The 21,011-nt window shown below is 36.4% G+C and carries 23 protein-coding genes; 9 read left to right on the top strand and 14 right to left on the bottom strand.

The genetic code is table 11. The annotated features are described in order from the left end of the window. The first annotated feature begins 415 nt into the window (after positions 1 to 415). Genes LBYS11_RS00945 through LBYS11_RS00940 form a run of 3 tightly spaced genes read left to right on the top strand, consistent with a single transcriptional unit; the run spans position 416 to position 4,151 of the window. Positions 416 to 3,190: a response regulator gene (locus LBYS11_RS00945; protein ID WP_233732288.1), complete on the top strand. Its 2,775-nt coding sequence runs from the start codon at positions 416 to 418 to the stop codon at positions 3,188 to 3,190. Positions 3,191 to 3,210: 20 nt separating this feature from the next. Continuing rightward, positions 3,211 to 3,423, top strand: coding sequence for a sensor histidine kinase (locus tag LBYS11_RS23365; protein ID WP_233732285.1), 213 nt, complete (start codon positions 3,211 to 3,213; stop codon positions 3,421 to 3,423). A 14-nt stretch (positions 3,424 to 3,437) separates the two neighbouring features. Further along, positions 3,438 to 4,151, top strand: coding sequence for a DNA-binding response regulator (locus tag LBYS11_RS00940; RefSeq protein WP_048395759.1), 714 nt, complete (start codon positions 3,438 to 3,440; stop codon positions 4,149 to 4,151). A 229-nt stretch (positions 4,152 to 4,380) separates the two neighbouring features. Here LBYS11_RS00940 and LBYS11_RS00935 read toward each other — a convergent pair whose 3' ends face one another. Genes LBYS11_RS00935 through LBYS11_RS00905 form a run of 7 tightly spaced genes read right to left on the bottom strand, consistent with a single transcriptional unit; the run spans position 4,381 to position 10,156 of the window. Then, positions 4,381 to 4,749, bottom strand: coding sequence for a Na+/H+ antiporter subunit G (locus tag LBYS11_RS00935; RefSeq protein WP_048395761.1), 369 nt, complete (start codon positions 4,747 to 4,749; stop codon positions 4,381 to 4,383). Further along, on the bottom strand, positions 4,727 to 5,011 hold the full coding sequence (locus LBYS11_RS00930; protein ID WP_004233151.1) for a Na(+)/H(+) antiporter subunit F1: 285 nt from the start codon (positions 5,009 to 5,011) through the stop codon (positions 4,727 to 4,729). The genes LBYS11_RS00935 and LBYS11_RS00930 overlap by 23 nt, the downstream gene beginning before the upstream one ends. Then, positions 5,011 to 5,493, bottom strand: a complete 483-nt coding sequence (locus LBYS11_RS00925) for a Na+/H+ antiporter subunit E (RefSeq protein ID WP_048395764.1) — start codon at positions 5,491 to 5,493, stop codon at positions 5,011 to 5,013. The genes LBYS11_RS00930 and LBYS11_RS00925 overlap by 1 nt, the downstream gene beginning before the upstream one ends. Next, positions 5,493 to 6,998, bottom strand: coding sequence for a Na+/H+ antiporter subunit D (locus LBYS11_RS00920; RefSeq protein ID WP_048395766.1), 1,506 nt, complete (start codon positions 6,996 to 6,998; stop codon positions 5,493 to 5,495). Before LBYS11_RS00920 ends, LBYS11_RS00925 begins: the two co-directional genes overlap by 1 nt. Next, complete coding sequence (locus LBYS11_RS00915; protein WP_004233143.1) at positions 6,991 to 7,329, bottom strand: Na(+)/H(+) antiporter subunit C; 339 nt, start codon at positions 7,327 to 7,329, stop codon at positions 6,991 to 6,993. Before LBYS11_RS00915 ends, LBYS11_RS00920 begins: the two co-directional genes overlap by 8 nt. A 3-nt stretch (positions 7,330 to 7,332) precedes the next feature. After that, the gene (locus tag LBYS11_RS00910; protein WP_004233141.1) at positions 7,333 to 7,755 is read right to left on the bottom strand and encodes a Na(+)/H(+) antiporter subunit B; all 423 of its coding nucleotides are present in this window, start codon (positions 7,753 to 7,755) and stop codon (positions 7,333 to 7,335) included. After that, complete coding sequence (locus LBYS11_RS00905) at positions 7,745 to 10,156, bottom strand: Na+/H+ antiporter subunit A (protein WP_048395768.1); 2,412 nt, start codon at positions 10,154 to 10,156, stop codon at positions 7,745 to 7,747. The genes LBYS11_RS00910 and LBYS11_RS00905 overlap by 11 nt, the downstream gene beginning before the upstream one ends. 564 nt (positions 10,157 to 10,720) lie before the next feature. Between LBYS11_RS00905 and LBYS11_RS00900 the strand changes: the two genes are divergently transcribed. Next, positions 10,721 to 11,407, top strand: coding sequence for an adenine nucleotide alpha hydrolase family protein (locus tag LBYS11_RS00900; RefSeq protein WP_036075307.1), 687 nt, complete (start codon positions 10,721 to 10,723; stop codon positions 11,405 to 11,407). Between the two features lie 28 nt (positions 11,408 to 11,435). On the opposite strand, the gene LBYS11_RS00895 is transcribed toward LBYS11_RS00900, so the two are convergent. Next, positions 11,436 to 12,641 carry an MFS transporter gene (locus tag LBYS11_RS00895; RefSeq protein WP_054548546.1) on the bottom strand — a complete coding sequence of 402 codons (1,206 nt, stop codon included), beginning with the start codon at positions 12,639 to 12,641 and terminating at the stop codon, positions 11,436 to 11,438. Positions 12,642 to 12,743: 102 nt separating this feature from the next. Between LBYS11_RS00895 and LBYS11_RS00890 the strand changes: the two genes are divergently transcribed. Continuing rightward, positions 12,744 to 13,463 (top strand): DUF421 domain-containing protein, encoded by a 720-nt coding sequence (locus LBYS11_RS00890; protein WP_081010917.1) that lies wholly within the window; start codon positions 12,744 to 12,746, stop codon positions 13,461 to 13,463. A gap of 24 nt (positions 13,464 to 13,487) precedes the next feature. Here the strand turns inward: LBYS11_RS00890 and LBYS11_RS00885 are convergent, their stop codons facing one another. Continuing rightward, a complete protein-coding gene (locus LBYS11_RS00885; RefSeq protein WP_048395772.1) occupies positions 13,488 to 14,192 on the bottom strand; it encodes a CBS domain-containing protein in 705 nt (234 codons plus the stop codon). 175 nt (positions 14,193 to 14,367) lie between these two features. Here LBYS11_RS00885 and LBYS11_RS00880 point away from each other — a divergent pair, with 175 nt between their 5' ends. Together LBYS11_RS00880 and LBYS11_RS00875 are read left to right on the top strand one after the other, a co-directional pair. Further along, a complete protein-coding gene (locus tag LBYS11_RS00880; protein WP_233732282.1) occupies positions 14,368 to 15,138 on the top strand; it encodes a MerR family transcriptional regulator in 771 nt (256 codons plus the stop codon). Next, a complete protein-coding gene (locus LBYS11_RS00875; RefSeq protein ID WP_103117268.1) occupies positions 15,135 to 15,788 on the top strand; it encodes a GAP family protein in 654 nt (217 codons plus the stop codon). Before LBYS11_RS00880 ends, LBYS11_RS00875 begins: the two co-directional genes overlap by 4 nt. 39 nt (positions 15,789 to 15,827) lie before the next feature. On the opposite strand, the gene LBYS11_RS00870 is transcribed toward LBYS11_RS00875, so the two are convergent. The 5 genes from LBYS11_RS00870 to LBYS11_RS00850 all read right to left on the bottom strand — a co-directional run bounded on the left by LBYS11_RS00870 (position 15,828) and on the right by LBYS11_RS00850 (position 19,208). Further along, positions 15,828 to 16,610 (bottom strand): ABC transporter permease, encoded by a 783-nt coding sequence (locus LBYS11_RS00870; protein ID WP_103117267.1) that lies wholly within the window; start codon positions 16,608 to 16,610, stop codon positions 15,828 to 15,830. Beyond that, the gene (locus LBYS11_RS00865; RefSeq protein WP_054548550.1) at positions 16,607 to 17,491 is read right to left on the bottom strand and encodes an ABC transporter ATP-binding protein; all 885 of its coding nucleotides are present in this window, start codon (positions 17,489 to 17,491) and stop codon (positions 16,607 to 16,609) included. Before LBYS11_RS00865 ends, LBYS11_RS00870 begins: the two co-directional genes overlap by 4 nt. Then, positions 17,488 to 17,691, bottom strand: coding sequence for a PLDc N-terminal domain-containing protein (locus tag LBYS11_RS00860; protein WP_081010918.1), 204 nt, complete (start codon positions 17,689 to 17,691; stop codon positions 17,488 to 17,490). Before LBYS11_RS00860 ends, LBYS11_RS00865 begins: the two co-directional genes overlap by 4 nt. Before the next feature lie 117 nt (positions 17,692 to 17,808). Beyond that, positions 17,809 to 18,240 carry a protein-tyrosine phosphatase family protein gene (locus LBYS11_RS00855; protein ID WP_048395783.1) on the bottom strand — a complete coding sequence of 144 codons (432 nt, stop codon included), beginning with the start codon at positions 18,238 to 18,240 and terminating at the stop codon, positions 17,809 to 17,811. Between the two features lie 20 nt (positions 18,241 to 18,260). Then, entirely contained in the window at positions 18,261 to 19,208 is a 948-nt protein-coding gene (locus LBYS11_RS00850; protein WP_054548551.1) for a carbohydrate kinase family protein, read from the bottom strand. Positions 19,209 to 19,363: 155 nt separating this feature from the next. Between LBYS11_RS00850 and LBYS11_RS00845 the strand changes: the two genes are divergently transcribed. Both LBYS11_RS00845 and LBYS11_RS00840 read left to right on the top strand, forming a co-directional pair. Further along, positions 19,364 to 19,927: a GNAT family N-acetyltransferase gene (locus LBYS11_RS00845; RefSeq protein ID WP_103117266.1), complete on the top strand. Its 564-nt coding sequence runs from the start codon at positions 19,364 to 19,366 to the stop codon at positions 19,925 to 19,927. A gap of 18 nt (positions 19,928 to 19,945) precedes the next feature. After that, positions 19,946 to 20,860 (top strand): EamA family transporter, encoded by a 915-nt coding sequence (locus tag LBYS11_RS00840; RefSeq protein ID WP_103117265.1) that lies wholly within the window; start codon positions 19,946 to 19,948, stop codon positions 20,858 to 20,860. The last annotated feature ends 151 nt before the right edge of the window (positions 20,861 to 21,011 follow it).

The raw sequence follows: 21,011 nt of genomic DNA, 5'->3' as shown, positions 1-21,011 counted from the left end.
AACTCCTTTTATTTATAATTTATTGTGTATGAGAATACATTTCTCGAATATAGTTGATTGGATATTTATTCATGTTGAAGAATAAAAAATCTATCTGCTAATTAAGATATACTCTTTTGAAATAATAATCAAGATAAACTAAAAAAATTTTAGCTAAATATTATATGCATAATTTTCTGATAAGTCAATTTATTTTTGTTTTCATTCATTTTACAAAGTAACTTTACTATTTTCCGTTTTAGCATTATTTATTCCTCCATCATAAAAACAACTTAATTTCAACAGTTCAGAGATAGAGATTATCGCCATCCTTTAAGCTCGCAATATTTAGATTTCATCGCTAGTAGGAATTTTGTATTAATGCCGTAAGTTATCTTGTATAATCCAAATAAATCATTTGAAAGGGATTTTTACGATGAAAAAATTATCGTTATTGTTCGCAATTATTATTGGCTCAGTGCTGATAGCAGGCATTACCTTTTTCTTAACTCAACCTAAGTCGCATGGGCCGCAAGCGATTGAAGGTGTGATGGATTTACGTCATCATTCATTTCACGATAATACGCCTATCAAATTAGATGGGGAGTGGGAATTTATCCCGAATCATTTAGTGGACGGTGAAGCCTTTGATTCCTATCAAAGCTATCTTGTTAATGTCCCTTCAGCTTGGACAAAATATACAATTGATGGGCAACAAATACCTGTATTTGAAAGTGGGACTTATCGTCTCAAGGTTTTAATCGATGATACCGAAGATATTTTAGGAATTAAAACGAGTAACATTCGAATGTCGAACGCATTGTATATTAACGGAAAGCGAGTTGGACATAGTGGAGAGCCAGCTGAGGATAGCAGCTATATACCCCACAATACCCCATATACCGCTTATTTTTCGCCTGATAAAAAAGAACTTGAATTGATTGTTCATGTAGCCAATTTTGATTATGCACCAGGAGGAGGAATTATTAGCTCCATTTTTTTGGGGGATCAATCTAGTATTGCAAAGCTTCGAGAGGGTGCCATATTCTACGATTTAATTACCTTAGCAGGTTTTTTAACAATGTTTATCTACTTTTTTGGCTCATATCTTTATTCAAAATTTGGTATAGAACAGCTTTACTTCTCTATATTTTGTTTCGCAAGTGGGGTTTACACCCTTACTCATGGCGAAAAGCTATTACTAGACTTTATAAATATTTCCTATGCTCCATTTCAGAAAATGCAAATGATCTCTAGTATAGCTGTAGGCCTTTTTATATTGTTGTATTTTTACCGTGCTCTAATAAAACATATGAATCGTTTAGTTGTGAAAGTGTTTTGCGCAATAGGTACCCTTCTAATGCTGGTTGCATTACTTCCAACATCCATTAATTCACTATTTCAGAATATCAACTCATTGTATGTATTCGCAAATATTGTTTATATCTTCTATGTACAAATTATAGCAATTTACAAACGTGCTACTGGAGTAATGTATTTAACATTAAGCTCTCTAGCCATTTTGCTTTATTTTATCGTTGCTACTTTAAATACAAATATTAATCTTGAACTGAGTGCTTTACCACCATTGTTGCCATTTATTTGCCTGACAATGCTTTCCCTATATATTTCTCATCGTTTTGCAGATTCTTATTTAGAAAAAGGCAAGCTAACGGAGGCACTGATACGTGTAGATAAATTAAAGGATGAGTTTCTCGCTAAAACATCTCATGAATTCCAAACGCCCTTACATGGCATTATAGGCATTTCACAATCTATGCTGAAGGATAATAGTTTACCTATCTCAGCGGACGAACAAAAAGAAAAAGTATCACTTATTTTCAATATTGCAGAACGTCTATCCTATTTAGTCAATGATTTACTTGATTTTTCAAAGCTGAAGGAGAATGAATTAACATTGCGGATGGCATCTGTTGATTTATATGCCATTACACATATGACTGTAGAAGTGCTTTCCTACACGATTAGCAAGAATGTCAAAATTTATAATCATATAGAACGGGGAACCTTTGTCCAAGCTGATGAAAACCGTCTTCGCCAAATTTTATATAATTTAATTCATAACGCAGTGAAGTATACAAATGAAGGAAAAATTGATATAACTTGTTATGAGAAACAGTCATTCCTTGTGATTGAAGTTAAGGATACTGGGTGTGGGATAGCACCAGAAAATTTAAAAACCATTTTTAACCCGTTCCAACAATTCAATTATTCAATTGGTGGCAGTGGATTAGGTTTACATATTACAAAGGAGCTTGTCGAGCGGCAGGGTGGGAAAATATTTGTTGATTCTATTGTCGGACAAGGCGCTACCTTTTCATTCAAATTACGAAAAGGTCAGCCGACAAATGAGGAATTACCATCCATGCCAATCCAAACATACCAGCATCCTTTCCTAACATTCCCACATATTGTTGAGAAAATAGGAAAGAAAAAAATTCTTATTGTAGATGACGATGCTGTTAATTTAAAAGTACTAATAGATATATTGACACAAGAAAACTATTCCATTATAGCAATTGATAATGGACACCATGTTTTTGAGTACCTTACACAACAACCTAGTATTGATTTATTAATTTTAGATATAATGATGCCCACAATTTCTGGCTATGAGATTTGTCAACAGGTTAGGCAACATTACACGTCTACAGAGCTACCTATTCTAATGTTGACTGCGGCGGTTCGCCCAGAGGATATGATTGCAGCCTTTCAATCTGGAGCAAATGATTTTTTACATAAACCTTTAGATGCTACCGAGCTAATGACAAGGGTTCGCAATCTTCTTTTATTGAAGGAGTCTGCAGAAACAGCTGTGAAAATGGAAACTGCGTTTTTACAAGCACAAATAAAACCGCATTTTATTTATAATGTCTTAAATTCCATTCTGTCCCTAAGCTATTTAGACTTAGATAAATCACGGGCAATGATTACAGATTTTGCTACATTTTTACGTAACAGTTTTGCCTTTGAAAATGCCAACAGTCTTGTCCCTTTGGAAAAGGAGCTTAGTCTTATTGAGGCATATGTAAATATTCATCGTACTAGATATCCTGAGCAATTAGAATTTAATATTTGCATGGATGAGCCTATCCAATGTCTTATTCCTCCTTTACTGCTTCAGCCTTTAGTAGAGAATGCCCTTCTTCATGGTTTGAAAGTCAGAAAGAGGTTAGCGAGCTACTATTAGTTATAAGGCAGGAAGAGCATATGGTGATTTTCCAACTGATTGACAACGGCATTGGGATATCTTCAGAGCTTTTAAGGCAAATTCAAAATGGTGAGAAAACAGCTAGTCAAGGCATTGGTATTTTAAATATTTCCAAAAGATTAAAAAAATTCGACAACGCTACTATCCATTTTGATAGCCACGAAAACAAAGGAACGACTGTTGAAATAAGATTTCCAATAATTACTTTATAGAGGATGTGAGCAGCTTGTTAAAAGCAGTTATTATAGATGATGAAATTTTAGCCATTCGTTTATTAGAATCCATGCTAAAGGCAAGTGGCTCTATTGAGATTATTGGAACCTTCCAGAATCCAAAAGATGGTTTAGTAAATATTGATATGCTAAAACCTGATATATTGTTTTTAGACATTGAAATGACTGAAATGACTGGACTTGAATTTGCTTCTAAAATAGAAGATGTCTCAAGCTATATAGATATTGTCTTTGTTACAGCTTACGAAAATTATGCTTTAGAGGCCTTTAATGTACAGGCTATAGATTATATTTTAAAGCCCATTGACCACAACCGACTCTTAAAAACAATTGAGCGGCTACTTGAACGAAGGCAACATAAAAAGTTGATGCAACCAATTGAACATACTTCCGTAAATGAAGGAATCAAAATTATTCATACATTACACTTCCATATACACTCAGGAAAAGTTTCAATTGGTGATACTGTATTAACTTTATCAACAAAGGAATTCCAAATTTTATTCTTTTTAGCACAGCATTGCAATCAAGCTTTTCCAGCTGCTGAGCTGTACCGACTTATTTGGGACGAGGATAGCTTTGGACAAACACAAGCCTTACGAGTTCATATCAGCAATTTAAGAAAAAAACTTGAAACGATTCCAGGTCATACAGCTAAAATCGTTATGGTAAGAGGCTCTGGGTATCAATTAGTTTTTCAAGAATAATTTGAAAGGGAAGTTGATTTAACCAATCAACTTCCCTTTCACTTATTTAGAATCCACTTGAATGTTAAGAAATGTCCAATGTTTGCTATCTTAAGCCAGTGCTCTCTCATCTTTTGTGCAGGGATTTCGCCACTCTCTTTGAAGAATCTATTCATCAATTTTGCAGTTCTACTATTTTCATTATTTTGCACTAAAAAGACTGTTTGCTTTAGGGCAAACAGTCCTCCTTCTATTTTATCGTATGTTCTTCAGGGAACAATTTTGACTTTAATTCATCTTCACCAGAGTCCTTTGCTAATGGAACGCGAGAACGATAGGCAGCACGACAAATTAAATGCCCTGCAACGGGTGCTGTCACAAAGACGAAAAGAATACCTAAAATGAGCCGTACACTAACAAAACCGTCATGCACCCAGAAATAGATAAACGCTCCTAACAAACAGGTTAAAACCGATAATGTAGAGCTTTTCGTAGCAGCATGTGATCGTGTATAGACATCTGGTAGGCGAATCATCCCAAATGCGCTAATAACACTCACAATGGAACCTATAAGAATAAGGATAACTGCTGCCCATTCAATCATTTGATTTACGTTCAACAATCACACCTCTTTCTATATATTTTGTAAATGCAATCGTTCCGATAAACGCTAAAATCCCCAAAATAAGAATAGCTTCTAAATATGCTTTAGTCTTCAATATAATAGAGACAATCGCAATAGCCGATAATAAATTAACACCAATTGTATCGAGAGCTATCGCTCGATCAGGCATTGACGGACCACGGATAACACGATATAACGACAGCGCAATGGAAATACTGAAGAAAGCAAGTGCAAGAAGTAATATATTGTTAATCATTAGCGTGTCACCTCCATTATTGCTTGTTCGAATTTTCCAATTGATCGTATAACAGCATCCTTTGACTGTTCGATGTCCATAGCATGAATATAAAAGACATCTCCCTCTTCCGATACCTCCATGACGACAGAGCCAGGTGTTAACGTTAACAGTAAGGCAAGAGCTGTAATCTCCCAATCACCCTCTAATACAGTTTTATATGTGAAAATACCCGGTGTAATATTTAGCTTAGGTGTAGTGATTTGTCTTAATACACTATAGCTTGATAAAAATAGCTCCCAGTTAAACAGCCATAATAACTTGATAATGGAAAAGACTCTCCTCATGTAAAATTGAGTACCATAAAAGCGATGCATCGCATATAGAATACCCATACCTACAACAAAACCCATTAAAAATGTTGAAAATTGTGGTGTCACTTCATCCTGTAGAAGTAACCAAAGTGTTGCGATAAATAAATTTAAAATAAACTGCATCGCCATTATTTATTCACCTCACCTTGCCATTGTTCGCCATCTAAAACTGCATCGATATAGATAGATGGTGTATAAAGTGTTTCAGCTGCATCTGTGACAAATGGTGCCAGTTTTTCTGCCCCAATACCTAACCCAAATGTGCAAACAGCTAGTAATGTTAATGGCAACAATATACGTTTAGGTAAAGGTTTTTCATCCTCTAAGCTAATAATGGTTTCGCCGAAAAAGGAAGAAAGAAATATCCTTAACAATGAATATAAAACAATTAAACTAGAGAAAAACCCTAGACCTAATAGAACGAAATGGCCACCTTCTATCGCACCTTGTCCAATTAAAACCTTTCCTAAAAAACCACTCAGTGGGGGTATACCAGCTAGTGAACACATTGCTATAAAGAACAACCATCCAAAAAAGGGGTAGTTACGAATAAGTCCACTCATCTTATCAATTACTGTTTCCCCAGTGAGATATATCATCATGCCAACAGCTAAGAACAACATAGCCTTAGCTATCATATCGTGCATTAAATAGTAGATAACACCTTGTAAGGCTGACTCTGTGCCTACAGCTAGCCCAATTATTATAAAACCAACGCCAATTAGTACATTGTAAGAGGCTATTGTTCTAACATCACGACCTGAAAGTGCACCGATACAGCCTGCTATAATTGTGAGTCCAGCCATGATGCCAAGAGCTGTGTGTGTGACTTCAGGATTGTTAGGGAACAGCAATGTAAAGGAACGTACAAGTGCATACATCCCTACCTTTGTTAATAAAGCAGCAAATAAAGCAGCAATGGCAGTTGGTGGTACACTATAAGATCCTGGCAACCAGAAGAATAATAAAAGTCCAGCCTTCAAGCTAAAGACGATTAAGAAAATAAGCGCTACTGTTGTAATAAGAGGATTAGCTCCTGCCTCCATTACACGAACTGAAATATGTGCCATATTTAATGTGCCTACCGTTCCATACAGAAAAGCTAGTGCCACTAAGAAAATCCAAGAGGCAACAATGTTGATGAGCACATATTTCAATGCTTCACGTAGCTGAATTTTTTCGCCACCTAAGCTAATCAATGCATAGGAAGCGAGCAACATTACTTCAAAACACACAAATAAGTTAAAAATATCGCCCGTCAAAAATGAGCCATTGACACCTGCTATCATCAGCAAGGTAAATGGATAAAAATACATTTTTTCATATCTTAGCTCCATTGTAAAAATTGCATATAGCATACAAATGAGGGCTACAATATTTGCAACTAACACTAATAGTGTCGCAAATGAATCGGCTACAAATGAGATTCCAAATGGTGGTGCCCATCCACTAAAATCAATGCGCATCACACCCTGTTCTTGAATCTCTACTAATAAAATGACGCTAATGATAATAATAAAGCTCAATGTCAATAAGCTGATGATACGTTGTAGCGTCACATGCTCTTTTAAAAACACCAGTAAAATAGCAGTAATTACTGGTACAATTAATGGTAAAACAATCATATTACTCATCAGGCGTACCTCTCAATTCATCAAAATTCCCTGAACCATTTGTTTTGTACGCGCGATACCCTAAAACGAGAACAAAAGCAGTGACAGCAAAGCTAATCACAATCGCTGTTAATATTAATGCTTGAGGTAATGCATCTGTATATGGTCCCTCTGATTCTCCTAATAACGGGACATCCCCTTTTTTTAAACCTCCCATAGTCAAAATCAGTAAGTGGGCAGCATGAGATAAAACAGCGGTGCCTAAAATAACACGCAATAACTGCTTCGAGAGGATTAAGTACGTCGCAACAGCTACTAATATACCTACTAAAACAAGTATTAAAGACTCCATTGGCTACTCATCCTCACTTATACTTAAAATAATTGTTACAACAACCCCCACCACTGTTAAAGCCACACCTGCTTCAAAAATAGTGACAGTTGAAAAGCCCATTTTCCCAAAGATAGGAACATCTATATACGTATGTGCTTGTGTTAAAAATGGGACATCAAAAAACAACGAACCTATTGCTGTTCCAGTTGCAAGCAATACACCAAGAGCTGCAACTTTTTTGAAGTCGAAAGGCATCCCTTTATGAACAGTTTCAATATCATAGGCTAGATATAACAAAACAATGCCTGAGGCTAACACCAGACCACCTATAAAGCCACCTCCAGGAGCATGATGCCCAGCAAAGAATAAATACACGCCGAGTGTTAAAATAATGAACACAACGGCTTTGGTGACGGTTCTTAAAATCACATCATTAATTTTCATGATCTGCTTCCTCCTTTCGAGGCTTAAGCTTTGTCAGAGCATAGACCCCTAAGCCAGCAATTAGAAGAACAACAACCTCTAGCATCGTATCAAAAGCACGGAAATCCCCTAGTATTGTATTAACGATGTTGGAACCGCCAGCCAATTCATAGGCATCATTGAAGTAAGTAGCCACTGGTTCAAAGCGATCATAGTGTACGACGGCTAAACCAACAATAGTTACAGTTGCACCAACAAAAATAGAAATCAATGCTTTTGACCATTGAACCCTTTTACGTGGTAGCTCTGGCATTAAATCTGGCAAATATTTAAAACATAAAAGGAATAAAGCTGTTGTGACCGATTCAACAACTAATTGTGTTAAAGCTAGGTCTGGTGCACGGAAAATAACAAAGAAGAAAGCAATAGAATAGCCTAGTACACCATTTAGCAACATGGCTGTCACCCGACCCTTTGCGAAAATCATCCAAACAGCAGCAAAAATCATGACAAACACAAGGATTAACTCGTAGGATTCTATAGCGGAATCTTTGTCAAAATTAAAGGTCATGGCATCTGACCAAACAAAATAACCAGCGATAAGTGCAACAAAAAATACATATATATAGACAAAATAATGTGTTAAATTACCTGTCATATATTTATTGGTAAGCTTCTGTGAGCCATTTTCACTCATCTCTATCATTCGATTGTAATACGTATTAAACGTATACTTTTGTGAAAATAGACGATAAAGTGGCTTCCAGCTTTTTAATGTTTTAAATAAGATAATTCCAATAATAATGACACCTACTGTCATCAATAACTCTGCATTGATGCCATGCCATGCATGAATATGTGGTGTTAACTCACTTGTAGTTGGGAATGTTGGATAAATACTAGCCATAGCAGGCTCTAAAATATAATGACCTAATATATTAGGGAAGAAAAAGATACCAACTACCAACAAGCATAAAATAATTGGCGATATTAACATGCCAAGAGGAGCTTCGTGTGGTTTTTTATCAATCTTCTCTGGCTGTAGTTTACCCAAAAATGTACGACTAATTAAAATCAAACTATAGACAAAGGTAAAGATACTTGCCACCCATGCTACTATAGGGAAAAACAGCCCTATATCAGCAATAGAGAATGCTTCTACATCACGAATAGCCAATACTGCTGCAAAAAACATTTCCTTACTTAAAAAGCCATTAAATGGTGGCAGTCCTGCCATTGAGAAGCTACCAATCACAGCAATTGTAAAAGTGATAGGCATGAAAGACATTAAGCCACCTAAACGACGAATATCACGAGTACCTACTTCATGATCGACAATTCCAACCATCATGAATAAAGCTCCTTTAAAGGTCGAATGATTCACAAGGTGAAATAGCGCTGCAAAGCTTGCTTGGGTGTAAAGAATTGAGTTTTCCTCATAGCCATAATAATGACCAACAGACCCAAGACCAAAGAGACTCATAATTAAACCAAGCTGACTCACTGTTGAAAAGGCTAATAATGCTTTTAAATCCGTCTGACGGACAGCATTAAAGGAGCCCCAGAATAATGTAACTAGGCCGATAACACTAACTAGCCAGAACCATACTGCCTCTCCTCCAAAAACCGGTGAAAAACGAGCAACTAAATAAATGCCTGCCTTCACCATTGTTGCGGAATGTAAGTAAGCACTAACAGGTGTTGGGGCCTCCATAGCATCAGGCAACCAAATGTGGAATGGAAATTGTGCAGATTTTGTAAAAGCCCCTAGTAAAATTAGAATAAGCGCTGGCGTAAATAAGGTATGATCTCGTATAACCTCTACATTAGCTACAATTTCACGAATACTAAATGTATGAGAAGCTACATAGAGCATTAAGAAACCCGCAAGCATTGAGAGTCCGCCAAAGACGGTAATCATCATCGCTTTTTTAGCACCTGCCCGTGAAGCCTTTCTATGATGCCAAAATGCGATTAATAGGAATGATGACACACTTGTTAATTCCCAAAATGTGTATAATACCATTAGGTTATCTGAAAAAACAACGCCAAGCATAGCGCCCATGAATAGTAATAAATAGCAGTAAAAATGATGAAGAGATTCTTTCGTTGATAAATAAAAAATAGAATATAAAATGACTAAACTACCTACACCTGTAATCAGCAGACCAAAAATCATACTGAGTCCATCTAGGTAAGTTGTGAAATTTATATTAAAAGAGGGAATCCACTCATATGTATGAATAAAGGTTTTACCCTCGGCTAATTGAGGAATATAGCGAGCGAGTAAAAGAAACAAGATGAATGGAACAGATAAAACAAACCAGCCAAGATGTGTGACACGCCTTAGTCGCCTGTAAAGCAATGGAATTAGAGCAGCACAAACAAATGGCAAAAGTATCGCAATGAGAACTGTGACCAAATGAAAACCTCCTACTATCTAAATCATCTAGCAAATTTTTGTGGTGATGGGCATGTAAAGTGCTAAGACTTTAGAAATTTGTTCAAGCTAAGGAACATATTAGATGTATTCTTGAAATTTTTTAATGGAATGTGGTGGGGTATTAAAGTGCCTAATTGTTTATAAAAACGGTTATTTTAGTTATTTAGTCACTTCTAACCCGATGCAAGCCTAAATAACTTGTGGAAAATCAGATAATTTATACAGTTACAACTCAGTTAATATCAGCATAATGAAGACACTTGACTATCTATTTAACTCACTGCATAATAGTGTGGCATATGAAAGCAAATTAGCATAGATGCACAGAATGCATAAATTAAATAATCTCTAATTATCGATTTAAGCTTAATCCTTCAAGGGTTTTCCAATACATTTTCGTTAACTTTTATACATTTTTAAGTATACAATATAAATGAGCATAATGCACTGTAACAGCATCGATTTTAGCTGTTTTAGGATAATTTTTTCAAAATCAACAGTGAAATTAACAAAATACCAACAGATAAGAGGTGTACATTTTTTATGAAGCATGTAAAAGGGCGTTTAGATGAAAGTATATTAGTTTGTGTTTATTACGGCTTAAATGGCGAACGTTTGATTCGTCGTGGTCATAAGATGGCCACAATGCTTGATTGCCCACTCTATATTCTTTCAGTCGATTCGCAACCCCTTGATGCATTTGACGCAGAGAAATCTAGTTATATAGAGCAATGGAAAAAGTTATCAGATGAACTTGAGGTTGAAAAATTTATTTTGCAAGATAATGAAAAACGCCCCATACAAAAGGTTATTGCAGAGGTCGCGAAGAATTATAGTATTTCACAAATTATCGTAGGGCAAAGCGCACAAAGCCGTTGGGAGGAAATCACTAAAGGTTCGTTCTTAAACGTACTGTTAAAGGAAGTTCCTTTTGTTGATTTTCATATCGTAGCTGTTCAACGCCCAACCGATGATGATGCAAATGAAACATATGAAAAAGGAGTACGTGCTTACTTAATTAAAGAACAGGAGAACTTTAAAGTAGCATTTACATGTCCTAAGTATGTATCAATTGAAGGTATATTCTTCAAAGAAATTGGCACAGATTTTGACAATGGCATCTTTAAATTTACTTACAACGATAAAATGCATGAAGTTCATATTTCAGAGGGCTATGTAATTGATCAGGAAAAATTGCCAGCAGAATTTTTAGCTCCATTAAGACAATAAAAAAACGCGTAGATACGCGTTTTTTTTATTAGACAGCAGCTGAAGCTGGTTTATCTTTCGGTAAGAAGAAGGCAACTAGTAATAATAAAGGTAATAATGAAACAACAATCATTGTAAAATCAATGCCTTTATGATCCATTAAAACGCCGATAACCATTGCCCCTATTGCGCCCATTCCAAAAGCAAATCCTGTTGTTAAACCTGCCATGGTGCCAATTTTTGTTGGGACTAACTCTTGCGCATAGACCACCGTTACGGAGAAGCTAATCATAATCAACGTACCAATAATAACTAAAAATATCATAGCCGCCCATAATGGTACATATGGCAGTGCTAAACAAAATGGCATAGGGCCAACTACAGAAAGGATAATGACATTTTTCCTACCAATACGGTCTGATAAAGAACCTCCAAAAAAGGTACCTACTACACCAAATGCCATGAAGGTGAATATTAATATTTGCCCTAGTCGAAGGCTGACCTCATAGTGATCCATTAGATAAAATACATAAAAACTTGTTATATTTGTTGTATAAAATGATCGTGCAAAAATAATTGTAAATAATAATGTTAATGCGATTCCTACTTGTTTCTTTGTTAATGGAGGCAATGTTGAGACGAGTACACGCTTTTTCTTAGTTGCACGCTCCTGCTCCAATTGTTTTTTATACCATGTAGCAATTTTACTTAATAAAATAATACCAAACGTTGCAATTACTAATATGATCGCAGCCCCACGTTGCCCTAAAATATCAAAGATGTAAGCACTAATTAATGGTGCTAGTGCTTGCCCTGAATTTCCCCCCACTTGATAAATAGACTGCGCAAGTCCTCGTTTAGATCCAGCTGCCATAAAGGAAACTCTCGATCCCTCAGGGTGAAAAATAGCTGACCCGAAGCCTATAAATAATACCGCAATAATAATAATCCAATACTGCGTTGTGAACGCTATAATAGCAATCCCTATAAATGAACTAATCATACCGATAGGTAAAGCATAAGGCATTGGTTTTTTATCACTGATAAAGCCTACCGCAGGCTGCAATGCAGAAGCAAATATATTTAATACAAAAGAAATCATTCCAATTTGTGTAAAGGTCAATCCTAATTCACTCTTAAATATCGGAAACATCGCTGGGATAACAGCTTGCATCGTATCATTAATTAGGTGAGCAACACCGATTGCAATCATTATTGGATAGATTGGATTGGTTACATTTAAATGTTTATTCATGTTGCCACCTCACTCTTATTTTGTTTAAACATGATTGTCGCATACTATCGACCTTTTTGCACAAGCTATAGTTCGACAGCTGTAAAAGGAGTTGATATATGCATGGAAAGTTTTATTCATGCTCACTTTTGGGAAATGATTCTACGAACAACACTTTCGTTTTTTGCCTTACTAATTCTGGCACGTATACTTGGAAAAAAACAATTAGGCCAGTTAACATTTTTCCATTACATTACAGGTATTACATTTGGGTCGATTGCTTCAGAGATTGCCTCTCAGGAAGAAACACCATTTTTAGATGGTATGATTTCCCTCGTTTGGTGGAGTGCTTTAACGTATTTGATGACCGTTATTACGATTAAATCTAAAAAAGCTCGCGTTCTCATTGATGATAAACCAACAATTGTTATTCAAAAGGGTCTTATATTAGAATCAGCACTACAAAAAAACCGTCTTCATCTAGATGAGCTTACAATGATGTTACGTGAACAAGCCATTTTCTCCGTACAGGATGTTGAGTATGCTTTACTAGAAACAAATGGAAAGCTCAGTGTGCTACAAAAAACCTCTGAACAAGTGGCTACAAAGCAGGATGTTAAAGCCGATGTATCACCACCTACCTACCTTCCTACTGAAGTTATTTCTGATGGTCAACTTATTACCGAGAATATTGTTGAACTTGAGCTGACAGAAGACTGGGTAATAAAGAAATTGAAAAAGCAAAATGTGCATTCTGTAGAAGAAGTTTATTTTGCTCAAGTCCAAACAAATGGTTCCTTGTACATCAGCTTAAAAGATAAAGCGAGACATTCAAGCCCTTAATGCTTGTCTAGTCTCGTTTTTTTGTTAATCAATTTTGACAATATCTAAGGGCGTAATAATACCGAGTAATCTTTGATGTGGTTGACCATGCTCCGTTATTAATAATGCCTCAAAGCGTCTCCCTCTTTCGACTCCTTGTTTAAATATTTCCTCAGCCTCATAGATGGATATCGTTCTACTGACAAATTTGTAATTCACTCTATTTTTCTCATGCAATAAGATATCATGCAGTGTTGGTATTCTTTTCGGTAAATGATCACCACCCATCTTTGACGCAAGCCAATTTGTGATTCCTACTGTTGTGATTAGCCCCTTAAACTGCTTATTATAATAAACAGGAAATTGTGTATATTTGCGCTGACGTATCACTTTTAAAACATGTTTTAAAGAATCGTTTTCTTGAAAAATCAATACTCTTTTACGGAACATTTGCCCCACAAGCGTTGGCTTAGCAAGGGTAGCATCTATGTATTCAATTCGTTCTACAACATCAGTATGTGGCTCTGCAATCACATAATGTAATGATGTACGATGATGCACAATCGCATTTCGTAAGTCTGCATATGAGCGGAGATCATCTTCATATTTCTTCACCAAGACATCCTTTTTCTTTGCTTGATCAATCAGCCGATAAAAAGGCATAAAATCCTTCGCACCTACAATATCTCTCAGTCTATGATCTATTCGATTAAACGCTGTCAGGAAACGATCGGAATTTTCAGTTCCCACTTTTCATGTCCCTTCTTTCTATAGTAGTCTATATATTTTCCGAGTTATTTGACAAATTTCGAGTTACACACCCATTATATTCCTAAGTTATAGAGATTCCAAGAAAGGAGTTTTACAATCCCTCTTGAAAGTGACGTTACGTCATTTTATATAATGTCATTAACAGAGAGGAGGAGTGATTACCTTGCTTACGATTCACAATGTATCAAAACAAACTGGCATTTCTGTTCGAACGTTACGTTACTATGAGGAGATCGGCTTGTTACTTCCTATAGCAAAGACTGAGGGGGGACATAGGATTTACGGAGAGAACGAGCTCAAAACGTTACAACAGATTGTATTTTTAAAGGCATTGGGCTTCAAGTTGAAAGAAATTCAGACACTTATCAATAATTCATGGAACTGGGAAGCAAGTTTAGACCATCAGTTAGCTTTTGTAGCAGAAGAGCAAAAGAAACTACAGCAAATGAAGAACACTATTCTTGGATTAAAGAATGCTTCGTCTATCGAAGGTGGGTTGACAGAGTCCCTTATCCAAAAGTACATTAAGCTTTCAAATCAAGAACGAGATAATAAGCAAGCCTTCCGCCAGCAGATTTTTGCAGCTACAGAAATGGAACTACTTAGAAAATTACCCAATTTAAATAAAAATGATCCTAATTCTTTAGAGTGGATTGGTTTATTAGGTCAATTAAAGCAGCTTCATAAGGAAAGTCCTGAAGCCGATTCCGTTCAGTTTATTATTAAACGAATGATGGAAAAAGCCGAGGTAGAATATAACGGAAATGATGAATTTTTAGAGAAGATGTGGACCATAAGAAAATCTACTTATAAATCTGAACAAATTGGATTATATCCTTTAGAGGAAGAATTTCTACATTTTATAGAGCAGGCTTTTCATGTTTATGAAACAAAAAAACAGGCGTTAGGAAAATCACAATCATGAACATAGAAATGTTGCTACTGATTGGTACCTTAGCTTTGTTAGACATGTTTAGTCCTTCTATAATTGGCGTATCCGTCTATGTATTGCTTGTGGCTAAAAAACAGCAGATCCGCCTTTTATTAACCTATTTAATGACTGTTGGGTTGTTTTACTTTAGTACTGGGATTTTTTTAATATTAGGTCTAGGTGTCATATTCAACCCTATTTCTAATTTGCTAGATAGTTACTCAGCTCGATTAATCATGACCATAGTAGGGGGAATTTTATTTATTGGCAGTTGGTTAGTTCCAAAAAGAAAGGCAAATGGATCCCCTAAACCAAAATCTTTACATGTGAGCTCTATGGTAGCTTTAGGTTTCACAACTTCTATTTTAGAAGTTGCAACCGCTCTTCCTTATTTCGCGGCAATAGGTATTTTAACGAGTAATCAAATAGTGTTTTATGAATGGTTACCTTTATTGGCAGGATACAATTTAGTAATGATTGCACCAGGGATCATCCTACTATGCTTTCATCTATTATTCCGCCGATTTATGAATAAACCTTTAAGAAAAATTCAAACGCTTTTTGATCAAAGAACAAGCTCGACCCTTTCTTGGATTATGTTCTTTGTAGGATTGATTTTGCTTATAAATGGTAGGATGATTTAAAATAAAAAACGGTAAAAATGGATTTTTACCGTTTTCTCTTCAGATTTTTGTCATAGACGCATTTCTTTTCATCATCACGATACCAATGCCGATGCAGATAATTGTCAATGCTAGCGTAATGACTAAGCTCCACCAGTAATCTGACATCTCTATTGTTCCTCGAAATTTTGCAATTCCGTAGCTTGCTAGTTTCCACGGAGATATTGTCCAAAAGATTCCTATAATCATATCGATAATTTGCCCAACAAAGATCACTGTAAATGCACATGTTGTAGCAATAACTGTTTTAAAGCTGGCACTCATCATTAACGTAACAGCTATCACAAATAGCAACCAAATATAGTACGTAGAAAAGCTTACTAACAGTGCACCCACGTCCAACGTTCCATATAGAATAGTTGTATAATAGACACTTGCACCAAACCCAGCTAAAATACTAACAAAACAAATGGTGCTCATAACAACAAATTTACTCAAAAAATATGCGCCAAATGATATAGGCCTAGCATATAGTAATGTTGCCATACCATTAGCACGTTCCTTACTAATAGCTCCTACAAACGAAGCCATCATCACCAATAAGCCAATTGTTTGAAATTGCCCGATAGAAGCTTGAATTAAATCCAGTGGCATTAATTCTGGCATCAACATTTCAAAGCCCTCTGGAACATTTCCAACAGCATTTAAAATATCCATCATATAATAGTTTGTTAGTGGATCACTCATTCCAAGCAGAGCAAACACTAGAGGAATCCATAGAAACTTCCAACTCCGCCATGCTTCTCTAAATTCCTTTTGCAGAAGTACATTGAATCCTCTCATGCCTTTTTCGCCACCTTCATGAAAATTTCTTCCAAAGATGCTGTCTGTCGCTCTACCTTTCTAATTGTATAAGGACATTCACTTAACCGTTGAAACAACATTTTCATCGTCGGCTCTTCATTCACGATCTCAATATACACATTACAACCTATTACATGATTAGAGGAATTTGCAAAAAGCTTAGCCTCTTCTTCACTGCCAAATTCAATGACATAATTTTGCTCATCAAAACGTTGCCGTACTTCACGTAATGTTCCCTGCTCTACTAGTTTTCCATTTTGCAAGAATAATAGTTGATCTGTCATTTCTTCAGCATCATTTAAAATATGCGTTGAGTATAAAATAGTCGTCTCTTGCTGTAGTCCTTTTAATAAATCAAGTACTTCTCTACGGCCAACTGGATCTAATGCTGAAACAGGTTCGTCTAATAGCAGTAATTTAGGCTTATGCACTATTGCTTGGGAAATACCTAGTCGCTGCTTCATTCCACCTGAAAAAGAGGCTATTTTTTTATGTTGGACGTCCCCTAACCCTACAAATTCTAAGGTTTTTTGTGCTTCTAATTTAGCCTTTTTGGCTGCTACACCATTCAATTTTGCAGCCATTTCTGTAAACTCTAACGCAGTTAACCAAGGATGAAATTGTGGATATTGGGGTAAAAAACCTATATTCGAACGTAAATCATTACCTAGCATCTTTACATTTCCAGCAGTCGGTCTTAAAAGCCCCGTTAACATAGATAAAGTGGTTGTCTTGCCAGCTCCATTTGGACCAATTAAAGCCGTAGAAGTTTTTTCCTCTAAGTTAAAATGAATAGCATCTACAACTTTGTGCTCTGCAAATTGCTTGGTCAAACCTATAACTTGAAGTAAAGTTGTCATGACTGCTTTCTCCCCACTATAAAGTACGCAATTGATCCAAATAGATTAGCAAAAAGAATAATAAACACCCAAAGAATTTTAGGGCCGTTTGTTGCATGAATTTTTCGTAAATCAATAAGTGCTACAATCATCAAAATAATTTGAACGATGATGAGCGGTGCTATTACTGCCCATGGAACTTTTGCTAATTCCTCCATCATACAGATCACCTCATTATTTGTTATACATTAACTATAACAACTTTGTTCTAATATGTATAGAACAAAGTATCTCTTACATCATAAAAAAGATGTACCTTAATTAGTACATCTTCTCAATTATTTATAAAGTTTTTGCAGCGCGTCTTCCATTTTAGGGCGTATCGTCACCAATGGACGAGCTTTTTTGACAGCTGCCTGTGCTGCTTCTAATGAATCAGCCATTCCCAACTCCATTAATATAGCAGTAGCTGCAACACCTGCACGTCCACCACCACTTCCACAGTGAACATATACTTTTTGCCCTGTCTCAAAGGCTATAGCAACTTCTTGCGCGACTTGTTGAATGGATGATGCTACCTCACTATCTTCATCTGCTATAGGCATATGTTTATAAGAATAAGGAACTGTCTCCTGGTCTTGAGGGGATAGCCCTTGAACACGAACATCTATCACAACATCAACGGATTCTTGTGTAAATGCAGCCTCTGCATCTTTTGCACCGCCAAAGAACAGTTGATCCTTTACTAAAACATCGTAGTCTTTCCCCATATTCTCCACGCCTCACATGTTTATTTTAGTAAATGCTTAATATCCTCATAATATGGTAGAGCCGTTAAAGCACCTGCTTTTGTTGCGGCAAACGCTCCTAATTTGTTGCCAAAGCTTGTACAACGCACTAGTTCTTCTTTTGTTGTAGGTAAACCATTGTAATGGACATCACGTAGGACACCTGCCATAAATGCATCTCCCGCACCTGTTGTATCCACAGGCACTACTTTCTCAGTCGGTACATGTATAACTTCACCATTAAGGACTGCATAAGTCCCGTTTTCTCCTACGGTAATTAAAATAATAGGCACTAAATAGCTATTTAATTGCTCGATACCTTCTTCTAAGCTACTTGTCTCTGTCAGGAAGAATAGCTCATCATCCGTCACCTTTAAAATATCGACATCCTCAAAAAATGATGTAATCGTATCTCGACAAATTTCTTCACTGCTCCAACGTAAAGGACGAATATTTGCATCCATTGCAATAATCGCACCCTTGTCCTTAGCCATTTCTACTGCAGCTCGTGTTGTAGCAAGAGCTGTTGGATGGAACATTGTGCCTGAACACACCGTTAAAGCAGAGGCATGCTTAAAAGCTGCTTCATTTAGCTGTGATGGTTCAACTTGTAAATCAGGTGTTTCATCAACATAATCCTTAAAAATTCGCTCACATGCTTCTGTTAGATGCACATATACACCACTTACTCGTTTTGCTGGATCAAATACGGCATAATCCAGTTTCACACCCTCTTGGGCAAGCCCATCTCGCACAAATTGCGAGCCCTCGTCATCCCCCGTAATTGTAATTAATGCGGAAGGCGCACCAATGCGGCTAATACCCGCTGCAACATTGACCGTTGCGCCACCCATATATTTAGTAAATGATGTGTTTGTTACATCATCAGCAATATAGTCAATAAAAGCATCTCCATAGACTAATATAAAATCCTTCTCTTGCTTTGTCATGATAGTCCTCCTGAAAGTCTAGTCATTATAGATTAACACGAAAATTGTCATTCTATAAAGGTTTTTACTTTTGGCATTTCTTTATGAGAGGATGGATAACTTGAGTCATCCCCTATCTTTGTTATACTTGCCTATAGAAAGGTAGGGATTATCAAATGAGTATTACAATTCGACAAGCGCAACCACAAGATGCCCATGCCGTTGTGCCTTTAATTATCGACGCCATTGGCGATATTGCTAATCGCTTAACTGGTGAGCAATCAACGGAGGCTGTTATACGAGAGCTGACTGTTCTTTTTCACCAAGAAGACAATCGACATTCTTATTTAAATACTTTTGTTGCTACTGAAAATGAACAGATTTTGGGGATTCTCGTTTATTATCACGGCGAACAAGCCGTTCACATGGACGCTAACCTTGTTAAATGGCTTGAAGCAAAAAATGCGCCATCCATTGTTATTGACCAAGAAGCCCATGAAGATGAGGCTTACATTGATACAGTTTGTGTTGCACCAGCTGCACGTGGTAAAGGAATCGGAACATTGCTATTACAATTTGCTGAAGAGCTGACAAAGCAGCGTGGCTATACAAAATTATCATTAAATGTTGAAACCCAAAAAGAAGAAGCTCGCCGTCTTTATGAACGACTAGGCTTTGTTATTACGGAGCCTTGGTCAATTATTGATGAGCCTTTTCACCATATGGTTAAACAGTTTTAGGAAGTGAATAACTAATATATGAAAAACAATTTGATTTACCCTCTTTTGATTGTTATTGCATCTAGTAGTTACGGGATCTTGTCAACTATTGTCAAAGTAGCTATGCAGCATGGCTTTACATCAGCGGAGGCTGTATCAAGCCAATATATTATTGGCTTTTTACTCGTAATATCCATCTTTATTTTTACTGACAGAAAATTACCAAGACCGTCCAAGAAGGGCTTACTTATTTTAATATGCGCGGGAATTTTTACAGGGACAACAGGTATCGTGTACGGAGAATCTTTAAAGTATCTTCCTGCTTCTCTTGCAGTAGTCATGTTATTCCAATTTACATGGATTGGTCTACTGATTGATTGTGCCCTCCATAAAAGATTACCAAGTAGACCTGAAGTAATTTCAATCGTTATCTTATTTATAGGAACGATTCTAGCTGCAGGTGTATTAAATGTAGATTTAAGTGACATTCCTATTCAAGGATGGCTATTCGGTTTTACAGCAGCCGTTACTTTTGCATGTTTTATTCAATTTAATTCTCGACCCGTCGAGGGCGTGACTACCACATCAAGGGTATTAATCGTTTCCTCTGTAGCCCTTATTTTGATCAGTATTTTCCTAAGCCCCGAGGTTATTTGGAACGGTAAACTATACATGCAAGGCCTGTGGAAATACGGACTAGCACTAGGTCTTTTCGGTATCATTTTACCGATTTATCTATTTTCAATTGCTATCCCTAAAATCGGTGGTGCGCTTGCTTCTATTTTAAGTGCCATTGAATTACCAGTGGCTGTTACTGTTTCCGTTATTGTTTTGCATGAACCTTTAACTGCTGTACAAATTATCGGGATTGTACTGGTGATTGCTGGTATGATGCTGCCAACCATTGTTGCACAACGTCAACAAAAGGATAGCTTATTAGAAGCACATTCATAAAACGACAAAAAACTCCTTAAAAATGGAATGATTCCTTTTTAAGGAGTTTTTTTGAACTTTAATGAAATGCCATTGCTTACCATTATGCACTTCGCTATGATGAATGCAAATGTAATTTTTTAATAATTCTAACATTAATGTTCCCCTTCGG

The sequence above is a fragment of the Lysinibacillus sp. YS11 genome (assembly GCF_002896375.1).
GTDB classification, from domain to species: Bacteria; Bacillota; Bacilli; order Bacillales_A; family Planococcaceae; genus Lysinibacillus; species Lysinibacillus capsici.
Note: the sequence above shows the minus strand (reverse complement) of the source record. Positions and strands in the feature narration are given on the sequence as shown.